Below are 12390 nucleotides of genomic sequence, written 5' to 3' on the forward strand. Positions count from 1 at the left end.
CCGCCGATGGCGCAGGAAGCGCTTCAGACGGGAGGTCGGACCATGGGTAAACGCGCCGGAGAACGACGCACGGGACCGAAATGCATCGCCATTGTCGGTCCCTTCGCAAGCGGCAAGACCACGCTTCTGGAAGCGATCCTCGCCCGCACCGGCGCGATCCCCCGCCAGGGCGCCGCCGGCCAGACGGTCGGTGATTTTTCGCCCGAGGCCCGCGCCCACGCGATGAGCGTCGAAGCGACGATCGCCACCACCGAGTTCATGGGCGAGAGCCTGACTTTCATCGATTGCCCCGGCTCCGGCGAGTTCGCCTATGAGGCGGTGCCGGTCCTCAGCGCATGCGACCTCGCCATCGTCGTCGCCGAGCCCGACGAGAAGAAGATCCCCGCGCTGCAACTGATCCTGCGCCAGCTCGACGATCTCGGCCTGCCGCGCATGCTGTTCCTGAACAAGATCGACAAGGCGTCCGCCGGCGTGCGCGACACGCTGAAGCTGCTACAGCCGGCGAGCCGCACCCCGCTTCTCCTCCGCCAAATCCCCTTGCGCGAAAACGGCATCGTCGTCGGCTCGATCGACCTGGCGCTGGAGCGCGCCTATGTCTACCGCGAGCATGCGCCGAGCACCGTCACCGATATCCCCGACGACCAGCGCGCCTCCGAGCTCGAGGCCCGGTTCCAGATGCTGGAAACGCTCGCCGATCACGACGACGCGCTGATGGAGCACCTGCTTGAGGAGATCGAGCCCCCGCGCGACGAAATCTTCGACGACCTTTCCGCCGATCTGCGCGACGGCGCCGTCACCCCGGTTCTGATCGGCGCCGCCGAGCGCGGCAATGGCGTGCTCCGCCTCCTGAAGGCGATCCGTCACGACGCGCCCGACGTGACCGCGACGCGCGAGCGCCTCGGCATTCCTTCGCAAGGCAAGCCCGTCCTGATGGTGATGAAGTCCGTCCACACGCCGCATGGCGGCAAACTGTCCATCGCCCGCGTGCTGGCCGGCCAGGTCGGCGATGCCACCGACATGTGGAGCGCATCGGGCGCGACGGGCAAGATTTCCGGCATCTACCGGATGCTGGGCAAGGATCAGGCGAAGATCGCTTCCGCCGGCGAAGGCGAGACGGTGGCGCTCGGCAAGCTCGACGCGATCGCGACCGGCGACACGATCTCGACCTCCAGGGGCGCAGCGGCGATCGCGGTGCAGCCGCCCGCCGATCCGGTCCACGCCGTCGCGCTACGCTCGAAGGAGCGCAAGGACGACGTCAAGCTGTCCGCCGGCCTGCAGAAGCTGGTGCAGGAAGACCCCTCGCTCACCATGGAGCAGAACCAGGAAAGCGGCGAGACGATCCTGTCGGGCCATGGCGAGATGCACCTGCGCGTCGCCATCGAGCGGCTGGAGAACAAATACCAGATCGCCATCTCCGCCAGCGAGCCCGCGATCCCCTATCGCGAGACGATCCGCAAGCCCGTCTCGAAACGCGGGCGCCACAAGAAGCAGTCCGGCGGCCACGGCCAGTTCGGCGACGTGGTGCTCGACATAAAGCCGCTCGCCCGCGGCGCCGGCTTCGAGTTCACCGACACGATCACCGGCGGCGTGGTGCCGAAGCAGTATTTCTCCTCCGTCGAAACCGGCGTGCGCGACAGCCTGAAGACCGGCCCGCTCGGCTTCCCGGTCGTCGACATCGCCGTCAACCTGGCCGACGGCTCCTACCACAACGTCGATTCCTCCGACATGGCGTTCCAGCAGGCCGCCCGCCTTGCCATGAAGGAAGCCCTGGCCGAGGCGTCATCCGTCATGCTGGAGCCGATCTTCAAGGTCGAGATCGTTACCCCTTCCGACGCGACCGCCCGCATCACCGCCATCGTCTCGCAGCGCCGCGGGCAGATCCTCGGCTTCGACGCGCGCCCCGGCTGGGCGGGATGGGATGTCGTGGAGGCGATGATGCCGCAGGGCGAGATGCGCAATCTGATCGTCGAGCTGCGCTCGGCAACCGCCGGAGCGGCGACTTACGTGGCGCGCTTCAGCCACATGGCCGAACTCACCGGCCGGCAGGCCGAGGAACTGAGCCAAGGCAAGGCGGCATGACGCACCCTGCATGAGAGCAAAAAAAAGCCGGATCGAAAGATCCGGCTTGAAGTATGGAAGTGCCTTTTCAGGCGAAACCTCCAGAGGGGAACACTCGCGGGCACCAATGGGAGGAGGAACGTGCCCGGGAGATGATCGTGATATGTGCTTTGAATGCCCAAAGATCAAGCAGTCCGTTTTGCATTGCACCCATGCAGTTTTGCATGGACGCCGAGTGATGATTTAAGCGTCTGTTTTCGTTCATCGCTTCATCATCTGGCTCAATCGGCAGGCAGTCTGTGCCTTGCCCGAAAATCCTCGCCTGCACGCAAAAAGATCATCTTCGACGACCGTTGAGCGCCGCCTCGACGCTGCGAACGAGATCGCGAATCGCCGGGCCGACCTCCTCATGCATGAAGCTTTCGGTGAACTGGTAGGGCGGCCCGCCGCAATTGAACGCATAGACGCCCGACCCGTCCGCCGCGACGAGCGGGGCCGCGACCGCATGGATGCCCGGCCGCCAGGCGCCGGCGGAGATCGCATAGCCGCGCTGGATGCAGGCCTCGATCTCGCCGCGCATCTCGCGCTCGAGTTCCGGCCAGTCCGCGCCATAACGCGGCGCCAGTGCCGCGATGGCGCGCTCGCGCTCGTCCGTCGGCATCACCGATAGCAACGCCCGCCCCATGGCCGACTGCGCCAGCGGAATGCCCGACCCGATGTCGAGCTGGAACGTGATCGNGAGCCGCTCGGCCAGTTCGTCCATATGCGCCCGCGCGATCTGGCGTATGCCCAGATTGGCCAGCGCCGAATAGCCGAGCGTGATGGCCGAGGGCGCAAGCTGGTATTTGCCGGTCCGCGGCATCTTCGTCAGGTAGCCGAGCGTGCAGAGCGTATAGGTCAGTCGTGTCACGGTCGGCTTTGGGAGGCCCGTCCGCTCGGCGATTTCCTGGTTGCCGAGAAATCCGTCGCGCGGCCGGAAAGCGCGCAGCACTTCGAGGCCGCGCGCGAGCGCCGTGACGAACTTGCGGTCGCCGCCCTCGTCGGCGTCCACAGCCTCTACCGCCGAATGCTGGTCGTTCTTTTCGGTCATGGTTGACATGGCCCCTCCATTCCCCAAGGATACCGAATTGTTGCGAAAGTCAATTTCGCAATGCGGAATTTGGGAGGCTGCCGCAGACGATCGGGCAGCGAGGGGGCCACGGCCCCGATCGAAGTGGAGGAAATGCGAATGTCCTATTTCAGCCGTCTGGCGCTCGCGCCGGCCGTCGCCGTGGCTCTGTCCGTCAGTGCCTTTGCCGCGCAGGCGCAGGAAAGCGTCACCTGGCGCGTCCAGTCGCATTGGCCGCAATCGTCGAGTTCCTATGCCGACAGCCTGGAATATCTGCGCGACACGCTCGACGAGCGCACCGGCGGGCGGCTGAAGCTTGAGCTTCATCCGGCGGGCGGCCTGTTCGGCGCCGACGAGATTTTCAACGCTGTGCGCCGCGGCGTCATCCAGATGGGCACGATTTCGCCGGCCTATGCGATGGGCGAGATGGAGACGGCCGGCATCGCCTTCGGCCTGCCGGCCGCGTTCGAGAACGAGTGGGAAGCGCAGTATTTCTTCAAGACGCTCGGCTTCGAGGACATGGTGCGCGAGGATGCCGCCCAGCACGGCATCTACTATTCGACCGACAAGGTCTTCACCAACGAGCTCGTGCTGACCAGCCGTCCCGAAACGCCAGAGGACTTTCGCGGTCTGACGCTGCGTTCGTCCGGCACCTTGCAGAACTATCTGACCGATGCCGGCGCGGCGGTTTCGGCCATCCCCGGCTCCGAACTCTACCAGGCCCTCTCGTCGGGTGTCGTCGATGGCGCACATTGGGGCGCCGTCCAGGGCGCGCTGTCCATGAGCCTCTACGAGGTCGCCAAATATCATGTCCGCCCGCCGCTCAGCGTCGGCGGTATCGATGCCTTCATCATCAATCAGGAAGCGATCGACGCGCTGCCGGAGGACGTCCAGCAGATCCTCTACAACACGCTCGACCAGCAGTTCTGGCGCCGAACCAACGAGTATATCTTCGGCGAGCAGCGCGCACTCGCCCGCGCCCAGGCCGAGCATGACGTCGAGGTCGTCGACCTTCCGCAGGAAGTACGCGACCAGATGCTGCAGGCCGCGCAGGTAAGCTGGCAGCGCGAGCGGGACCGCGGCGAACGCGCCGCCGCTGCCATGGACATGCTCGAGGAATTCCTCGCCGATCTTGGCCGGGCGCCTGCAAGCGCCGAGGAATCGGACGCCGCCGAATAAGGCCCCTCCCGCGCCCGCGCCGGGCCCAGCGCCCGGCGCCCCTTCCCTCACATTCTACCGGATCATGCCATGAAGGTCCTTGGCGCGAGCGCAGGTGCGATCACCTGGCTGAACGAATGGGTCGGGCGCATCACCGCCCATCTCGTCCTGTTCATGTTCGTCTTCCTGTTCGTCGAAGTGCTGCTTCGCTATTTCTTCCGCGCGCCGAGCAACTGGACCGGCGAGCTGTCGCAGCTTCTCTTCGGCGTCTATGCGCTTCTGGGCGGCGGCTACCTCCTGATCAACAACGGCCATGTGAATGTGGACCTGATCTATGGCCGCTGGTCGCGCCGCACCCGCGCCGCGGTCGACATCGCGACGTCGATCCTGTTCTTCGTCTTCGTGATCGTCCTGCTATGGCAGGGCTGGTCGCTCGCCGCCGATTCCGTCGCGCGCTGGGAAACCTCGCAATCGGCCTGGAACCCGCCGGTCTGGCCCGTGAAGGTGATCATCCCGATTTCCGCAGCGCTCCTGCTGCTTCAGGGCCTCGTCAAGCTCGCCAACGACATTCTCATCGTCGCCGGCCGCGAGCCGATCGCTCCCGACGCCAAGCCCCATGACGGCGCAGGAGACACGCTGTGAGCATCGAACTCCTGACCGTCCTCTTCTTCGGCTCGCTGATCGTCTTCGTGCTCGGCGGCGTCTCGACGGCCTTCCTCTATTTCACCTGGGGACCGGACGCCTTCTACATCGTCGCTTCGCGCATGTGGACGACGATGAACAATTTTACGCTCATCGCCATCCCGCTCTTCATCTTGATGGCAATGCTGCTCGAACGCTCCGGTGTCGCGCAGAACCTCTACCGGATGATGCACCTGTGGTGGGGCGGCGTACGCGGCGGTCTGGCCATCGGCACGGTCGGCATCTGCGGCCTCTTCGCCGCCATGTGCGGCATTTCCGGCGCGGCCGTCGTGTCGATGGGCACGATCGCGCTGCCCAACATGCTCAAGCGCGGCTACGACAAGGAACTGGCGCTCGGCGCCATCAATGCCGGCGGCGGATTCGGCATCCTCATCCCGCCCTCGATCCTGATGGTGCTCTATTCGCTGATCACCGGCGTCTCGGTCGGCCAGCTCTTCGCGGCCGGCATCATCCCCGGCATCCTCCTGATGGTGCTCGTCTCGCTCTACATCGCGATCCGCTGCTACATCCAGCCGCATATGGGTCCGGCCCTGCCTCCGGAGGAACGCAGCGACTGGGGCGAGAAGATGCGCGCGCTCGGCTCGGTCCTCTTGCCGATCTTCATCGTCGTCATCGTCCTCGGCTCGATCTTCGGCGGGCTGGCAACGCCGACCGAGGCCGCAGCCATCGGCGTTTTCGGCGCCATCGTCGCCGCGCTCGTCAACCGGCAGTTCTCCTTCAAGATGCTGAGCGAAGCCTGCATGCGCACCTTCCGCCTGACCGCCATGGTCATGTGGATCTTGTTCGCCGCGCACGCCTTCTCCACCGCCTATAATGCGATGGGCGCGCAAAGCTTCATCCTGGAGATGATGGAATACGTCCCCGGCGGCGCATGGGGCGCACTCGCCGCGATCCTGGTGATCCTGTTCCTGCTCGGCATGGTGCTCGATCCGGTCGGCATCATGCTGATCACGCTGCCGGTCTTCCTGCCGATCATCCAGGCGCACGGTTTCGACCCGATCTGGTTCGGCATCGTCTTCATCGTCATGATGGAGATCGGCTACATGACCCCGCCCTTCGGCTTCAACCTCTTCTACCTGAAGGGCGTCGCACCGCCGGAAGTGACGATGGGCGACATCTACCGCTCGGTCATTCCTTACACGCTGGTAGAACTCTTCGGCCTCGCCATCATCATCGCCTTCCCGGCACTCGTGCTATGGTTGCCGCAATTGGTGTATGCGCGGTAAGGAGGTACTGGCAGGCTTGCCTCGGGTGGCTGGCAACAAGAAGGATTTAAGGACAGATGAGCCTTGGAATCGTCAGACGCCTCATACCTGAATGGGGAACCACCTATGGGCCGCCCGGCGACGGCCCTTTTCCTTCGGTTCTGGTGCTGCACGGCTCGGAAGGCGCGCTCTCCGGCTGGAGCCATCGAACCGCAGCGATCCTGGCGGCCCATGGCTTTTTGGCTTTTCCATTCGGATATTCCAAGGACGGCAATGCCTGGAATGCCGGCAACATCATCGACGTGTCGCTGGATCGGACAGTGGAAGCGCTCGATGCACTACGCGAGTTCGGCTTCTCGAACGGAAAGACCGGACTTTACGGCCTCTCCCGTGGCGGCGAGCACGCGCTGCTCCTAACTTCGCTGATGGCCCGCGAAAGATTGCCGAACCTGCCGGACGCAGTCGCGGCGCACGCGCCCTCGGACGTCGTTTGTGGTGCATTCGATGCGCGGCGGTGGCGCGATGCCGGCGATCCGGGCTGGCAATCATGGGACCCGGCGGATCGAGCCTGGACCTGGCGAGGCAGTTCCGATGCGCTACTCCCGACCACGCCAATCGAAATCGAGCGCTATGACGGCCCTGTCTTCCTGAGTCACGGCACGCAGGACCGTGTCTGGTCGGCCGATATGACGCGCCGACTGGCCGATCGTCTCGAACGCAACGGCCGCCGGCCGGAAGTCCATCTCTACGAGGGACAGGACCACACGCCGGGGAGCGACGCCGAGAACAGGCACTTCGAACTGCTGCTCGCGTTTCTCGATCGGCACCTCAAAACCTGATCACGAAGCCTTTTGGCCACCGCTCAATAAGCCCAGCTCCGTGCCTTCGCGATCAAAAAGTCCCGGAACACATGCAGCTTCACCTGGTTGCGCATCGCATCCGGGTAGCAGAAATAAGTGTCGAAGGACGGCACCTCGGTTTCCGGCATGAGCTGCACCAGCGGGGAACCCTGCTCGATCGTGTAGTCGGGCAGCATGCCGATGCCGGCGCCCTTCTCGATCGCTGCCTTGATCGACAGGATGTTGTTGATCTGGAGGCTCGCGATCCGCTTCGAGCCCTCTGGCCGCCCCGCCGTCTCCAGCCAGTTCATGTCGGCAAGGTGCGAAGGTACCGGCTCGCCGAAGGTGACGATGCGGTGCTTGTCGAGGTCGGCGATCGAGTTTGGCTTGCCGTGCTTGGCGATGTAGGACGGCGCGGCGAAGAGGTGGAAATGCACCGTGAACAGCCGCCGCTGGATCAAATCCGGCTGCTGGGGCTGGCGAAGCCGGATCGCGCAGTCCGCCTGGCGAAGCGTCAGGTCGAGTTCCTCGTTGGCGAGGACGAGCTGAAGCTGGATGTCGGGATAAAGGTCGAGGAATTCCTGCACGCGCTCGGTCAGCCAGCCCGAGCCGAGCCCGACAGTCGTCGTCACCCGCAACGCGCCCGACGGACGGTCGGTCGTCTCGGTGAGCTGCGCCTTCACCTGTTCGAGCTTCATCAGCACGTCGTGCGCCGTGCGATAGAGCATCTCGCCCTGTTCGGTCAGCACCAGCCCGCGCGCATGGCGGTGGAAGAGCGCCACGCCGACATCCTGTTCGAGCGCGCTCACCTGACGCGAGATCGCGGATTGTGACAGGCGCAGCGTCTCGGCGGCATGGGTGAACGACCCCGCCTCCGCCGCGGCGTGAAACACGCGCAATTTATCCCAGTCGAGCGCCATTTTCCCCTCGTATGATTTTTATGGCGGCACTGAGCATCGGACCGAAAAGTGGAACCCGGTTTTCGGGCTGATCCGATGCGCGATGGATAGCCTATTCCGCGGCTTCGCGGTGAACCTCCAGTTCGGCAATGTAGCGTTCGGCTTCGAGCGCCGCCATGCAGCCCATGCCGGCAGCCGTCACGGCCTGTCGGTAGATGTCGTCCGTCACGTCGCCCGCCGCGAACACGCCCGGAATGTTGGTCGCCGTCGAATCCGGCGCGGTCCACAGATAGCCGTTCGGCTTCTGCTTCAGCTTGCCGGCAAAGAGCTCGACCGCCGGCGAATGCCCGATCGCGACGAAGATGCCGTCGATTGGCATCTCGCTGATCGCCCCTGTCTTCACGTGCCGCAGCTTGAGCCCGGTGACCGACGGGGGCATCGGCGCCTTCCGCTCGCCGGTGATCTCCTCGACCGCATGGTCCCAGATCACCTTGACGTTGTCCTTGGCCATCAGCCGGTCGCGCAGGATGCGCTCGGCGCGGAACTCGTCGCGACGATGGATGACCGTCACCGATTTCGCCAGATGCGAAAGGTAGAGCGCTTCCTCGACCGCGGTGTTGCCGCCGCCGACCACCACCACGTCCTTGCCGCGATAGAAGAACCCGTCGCAGGTCGCGCAGGCCGAAACGCCGAAGCCCATATAGGTCTCTTCCGACGGCAGCCCGAGCCACTTCGCCTGCGCCCCGGTCGCGATGACCAGCGCATCGGCGGTCCATTCCTGCCCGGAATCGGTGCGCAGGCGGAACGGGCGAACGTCGAGATCGACCTCCGTCACCAGATCGCTGACGATTTCGGTGCCGACATGCTCGGCCTGCTTGAGCATCTGCTCCATCAGCCACGGCCCCTGGATCGGGTCGGCAAAGCCGGGATAGTTCTCGACGTCGGTCGTGATCATGAGCTGGCCGCCCTGCTGCATGCCGGCGATCAGCACCGGCTTCAGCATCGCCCGCGCAGCATAGATCGCCGCCGTGTATCCGGCCGGGCCGGAGCCGATGATGAGAACAGGTGCGTGACGGCTGCCCATGGCAAGACCCCTCGAAAGAACCGCGCTATGGCGCGTCATGAAATACCAAACGTCGATCTAAGTATGACCATGGGTGCCGTGCAAGGCGGCAATGTCATTTCACACAGTTGCATCGGCAAGTTGACAATGCCCCGCCCGGTTGTCCCCGCCAATCCGGCAGAGCGTCGCATGCGCGCCATTGCGAAATTTCGCCATTTGGGTAATTTCCTTTCGTCCGCGCGAAAGATTCGTGCGCAATCGAAAGAGCCCGCGATGAAAGCCGATCTCGACGCCATCGACTGGAAAATCCTGGCCGAGCTGCAATCGGACGGGCGGATGACGAATGTCGAGCTGTCGCGCCGCGTCGGCATTTCCGCCCCGCCCTGCCTGCGCCGCGTCAAGCGGCTGGAGGACGCCGGCGTCATCCGCGGCTACCGCGCCCTCCTCAACACGCAAGACCTCGGCCTCCACGTCGTCGCCTTCTGCCTCGTCGGCCTCAACCACCAGTCCGAATCCGACCTCAAGGCCTTCGCCGAAAAGACCCGTTCCTGGCCGATCGTGCGCCGCGCCTGGATGGTCTCGGGCGAAAGCGACTTCATGCTCCACTGCGTCGCAAAGGACCTCGCCGCCTTCCAGGCCTTCGTCATCGAGGAACTGACCTCGGCCCCCAATGTCGACACCGTCCGCACCGCGCTGACCATCCGCCAGGTCAAGGATGAAGGCCTCGCCGCCATCGGCGAATAACTCACCGAAACGGTATGAGGCCCCAGCGCGTCGCGCCGAACAGCGTCCTCGCCCGCCCCGCGATCGCAATCGCGCCCTTGGAAATCCCAGAGGCCACTTCCCGCCTGATCTTCGCCAGCGCCCCGAGCTTCTTCCGTGTCGTCAGCCGTTCCTCATAGAGGTGGCTTTCATAGGTCCGCGCATCGCCGTCGAGACGCCGCAGCTTGGCGAGCTTCAGCCCTTGGATCGCCACCGCCGGCACGAGCTGATGCACCCGCGCACGGGCAAACGGTTCGCCTTGCGGGTCGAACAGGAAATCGTCCACCTGCCGGTCGATCGTCGCGCTGGCCTCGACCAGCATCCGCGCCGTCGCCGCATCAAGCGCATAGGCCCCCGCGCCCAGATGCTTGCCGGTCAGGACGTGCAACCCGCGCCCATCCAGCGCCGTCACGGGTGCCTTGCCCACGAATGTCGGCGCGAGATACGTCTCCAGCTTGACGAGCCCGGCCTGCTTCGGAAACCAGTCCGCGTCGCGAAAGAACGGCGCGGCGCCTTCGCCGAGAAACACATCGTCCTCCAGCACCACGCCATGGCTCTCGTTGCTTTCGACCAGCGCCTGCCAGCAGCGGCGATGACTTATGAAGCACGCCGTCTCGCCGCGGCTCAAGCGTCGTCCTTCCAGCGCATTGAGATGGCTGTCGAAATCGCCCGCCTGCCCGTCCGTCGCGGCCAGCCGCGTGAAGGTCGCGCCGATGCGTGCGAACTCGCGTTCCATATGCGCCAGGCGTTCGGGCGCGCGGTCGAGATTGATGACGAGAACCAGCATACGGCCTTCCTAAGTGAACCGTCGCGCAGATGACAAGTCCCGCGCGCCGCGCTAGACACCGCGTCAAACAAAGCCGAGGCCATGTGAACGAAACCGTCAGCGGATACCGGTTCAAGCCCGACGACCTCGGCGTCGCTCGCCGCACGCCCGGCATCAGCATCTTCATGCGCGTGCGCAACGGCGCCGATTTTCTCGAAGCCGCCATCCGCAGCCATGCCGATGCGGTGGACGAGATCGTCGCCGTCCACAACCAGTGCACCGACGGCTCGGACGCGATTCTCCATCGCCTCGCCGCCGAACTCGGCCCGAAGCTGCGGGTGATCCATTATCCGGACCGCGTCTTCCCGCCCGGCAGCGAGGGCCATGCGCGCGAGGCGGCCGATTCGCCGGCAAGCTTCGTCAACATGTCGAATTTCGCACTCGCGCAGACCCGGCACACCGTCGCGATGAAGCTCGACGACGACCATGTCGCCATTGGCGACCGCTTCGCCCGCCTCGCCGCGCGCGTCAGGACGAACGCATTCCGTCTGACCGAAACGCTCTGCTTTTCCGGTATCAACCTCGCCCGCGGCGCGGATGGGACGATCGGCGTCCCGGCTCACGAGCCGCTGGTCGGCACCGGCGACCATTTCCTGTTCGAGGTCCGCCCCGAAACCTTCTTCCGCCACGATCCGCGCTTCGAACATTTCCACCATGCCGATCCGCGCGTCTTCGCCGACATCACCTACTGGCACCTGAAATATTTGAAGGCCGGGCTCGGCTTCGCCAATTACGAGATGGACGAAACGCCCAATCCGCGCTTCGAGCGCAAGAAGAAGCGGCTGATGGAAAACCGCAGCCTGCTGACCATAGCGGAACTGGCCGCGCGCCAGCCCGCTTGGGCTGGGCTTGCGCGCCATCTTCCGCTGCCCGAAAAGACCAGGCTCAAACTCGCGCGGGCCCATGCCTTGCGCACCGATCCGCCGGCGCTCGAGCGCGCCGCGCTAGGATCGGCCCTTGGAGAGACGCATGACCACCACGATCCCCGATAATGTGACGACCGTCCTGACGAGCTGCGGCCGGTGGGATTTCCTCGTCGTCTCGCTCGACACCTTCCTCGCGCATCACAAGCCAGGCCGGTTCATTCTCGTCGAGGATTCCGCCGATCATGAGTTCGCCGCCCGCATCCAGGAGCGCTATCCGCAGATCGAAGTGGTGCTGAACGATCCTCGCCTCGGACAGCACAAGGCGATCGACCGCATCTACGCGATGATCGACACGCCCTACATCCTGCATCTGGAAGACGACTGGCATTTCCTCGGCGAAATGGACATCGCCGACGGCATCAAGGTGCTGGACTCGAACCCGGCCGGCATCACCGCCGTCTGCTTCGCCCGCTTCACCGGCCTGAAAAAGCGCCAACGGATCTTCGGCCGCAAGGTCGACCATGACGGCCGCCCCTACATGCACATGGGTCGTTCGCACCGCGAATGGCACGGCTTTTCGTTCTATCCGAGCGTCTTGCGCAAGGATCTTTGGATCGAGCACGGGCCGTATGCAAAATTCCAGAACGAGCGCGCGATCTCGAAGCACATGAAGGCGGCCGGCAAGGAAATGGTCTACCAATTGCCCGGCGTCGGCGTCCACGTCGGCTCCGGCAAAAGCGTCTACGACCCCGCCCGCGCCAACGAAAACCGCCGCGTCACCGGCGCCTTCTGGTCACGGCTGTTCGGCCGTAAACGGTATTTTTTCGACAAGGGTTGAAGGGTTTTTCTTGAAGTGACCCCCACCCTTTATCCCTCCCCACAAGGGGGAGGGAGGCGTCGGCGT

12 protein-coding genes are annotated in these 12390 nt (G+C 64.7%); 8 read left to right on the top strand and 4 right to left on the bottom strand.

Annotated features, from left to right (window positions below):
* Positions 1-42: 42 nt before the first annotated feature.
* Positions 43-2079: an elongation factor G gene (locus ALII_RS0119310; RefSeq protein WP_024588860.1), complete on the top strand. Its 2037-nt coding sequence runs from the start codon at positions 43-45 to the stop codon at positions 2077-2079.
* 316 nt (positions 2080-2395) lie between these two features.
* Here the strand turns inward: ALII_RS0119310 and ALII_RS0119315 are convergent, their stop codons facing one another.
* Positions 2396-3157, bottom strand: a complete 762-nt coding sequence (locus tag ALII_RS0119315; protein WP_081719054.1) for an IclR family transcriptional regulator — start codon at positions 3155-3157, stop codon at positions 2396-2398.
* Positions 3158-3286: 129 nt separating this feature from the next.
* Here ALII_RS0119315 and dctP point away from each other — a divergent pair, with 129 nt between their 5' ends.
* The 4 genes from dctP to ALII_RS0119335 all read left to right on the top strand — a co-directional run bounded on the left by dctP (position 3287) and on the right by ALII_RS0119335 (position 7070).
* The gene (dctP, locus tag ALII_RS0119320) at positions 3287-4345 is read left to right on the top strand and encodes a TRAP transporter substrate-binding protein DctP (protein ID WP_201767732.1); all 1059 of its coding nucleotides are present in this window, start codon (positions 3287-3289) and stop codon (positions 4343-4345) included.
* A 69-nt stretch (positions 4346-4414) separates the two neighbouring features.
* The gene (locus ALII_RS0119325) at positions 4415-4966 is read left to right on the top strand and encodes a TRAP transporter small permease subunit (protein WP_024588863.1); all 552 of its coding nucleotides are present in this window, start codon (positions 4415-4417) and stop codon (positions 4964-4966) included.
* Positions 4963-6252 (top strand): TRAP transporter large permease subunit, encoded by a 1290-nt coding sequence (locus tag ALII_RS0119330; protein WP_024588864.1) that lies wholly within the window; start codon positions 4963-4965, stop codon positions 6250-6252. Before ALII_RS0119325 ends, ALII_RS0119330 begins: the two co-directional genes overlap by 4 nt.
* A gap of 56 nt (positions 6253-6308) precedes the next feature.
* The gene (locus ALII_RS0119335; protein ID WP_024588865.1) at positions 6309-7070 is read left to right on the top strand and encodes a prolyl oligopeptidase family serine peptidase; all 762 of its coding nucleotides are present in this window, start codon (positions 6309-6311) and stop codon (positions 7068-7070) included.
* Positions 7071-7093: 23 nt separating this feature from the next.
* On the opposite strand, the gene ALII_RS0119340 is transcribed toward ALII_RS0119335, so the two are convergent.
* Both ALII_RS0119340 and trxB read right to left on the bottom strand, forming a co-directional pair.
* Positions 7094-7990 (bottom strand): LysR family transcriptional regulator, encoded by an 897-nt coding sequence (locus ALII_RS0119340; protein WP_024588866.1) that lies wholly within the window; start codon positions 7988-7990, stop codon positions 7094-7096.
* Between the two features lie 91 nt (positions 7991-8081).
* A complete protein-coding gene (trxB, locus tag ALII_RS0119345; protein ID WP_024588867.1) occupies positions 8082-9053 on the bottom strand; it encodes a thioredoxin-disulfide reductase in 972 nt (323 codons plus the stop codon).
* Between the two features lie 252 nt (positions 9054-9305).
* Between trxB and ALII_RS0119350 the strand changes: the two genes are divergently transcribed.
* On the top strand, positions 9306-9776 hold the full coding sequence (locus tag ALII_RS0119350; RefSeq protein ID WP_024588868.1) for an Lrp/AsnC family transcriptional regulator: 471 nt from the start codon (positions 9306-9308) through the stop codon (positions 9774-9776).
* Position 9777: 1 nt separating this feature from the next.
* Here ALII_RS0119350 and ALII_RS0119355 read toward each other — a convergent pair whose 3' ends face one another.
* Positions 9778-10581, bottom strand: a complete 804-nt coding sequence (locus tag ALII_RS0119355) for a glycosyltransferase family 25 protein (protein WP_024588869.1) — start codon at positions 10579-10581, stop codon at positions 9778-9780.
* A gap of 83 nt (positions 10582-10664) precedes the next feature.
* Here ALII_RS0119355 and ALII_RS0119360 point away from each other — a divergent pair, with 83 nt between their 5' ends.
* A complete protein-coding gene (locus ALII_RS0119360; RefSeq protein ID WP_024588870.1) occupies positions 10665-11612 on the top strand; it encodes a glycosyltransferase family 2 protein in 948 nt (315 codons plus the stop codon).
* A complete protein-coding gene (locus ALII_RS0119365) occupies positions 11590-12324 on the top strand; it encodes a glycosyltransferase (RefSeq protein ID WP_024588871.1) in 735 nt (244 codons plus the stop codon). The genes ALII_RS0119360 and ALII_RS0119365 overlap by 23 nt, the downstream gene beginning before the upstream one ends.
* Positions 12325-12390 lie beyond the last annotated feature (66 nt).

The organism is Aliihoeflea sp. 2WW (genome assembly GCF_000497755.1).
Classification (GTDB): Bacteria; Pseudomonadota; Alphaproteobacteria; order Rhizobiales; family Rhizobiaceae; genus Aliihoeflea.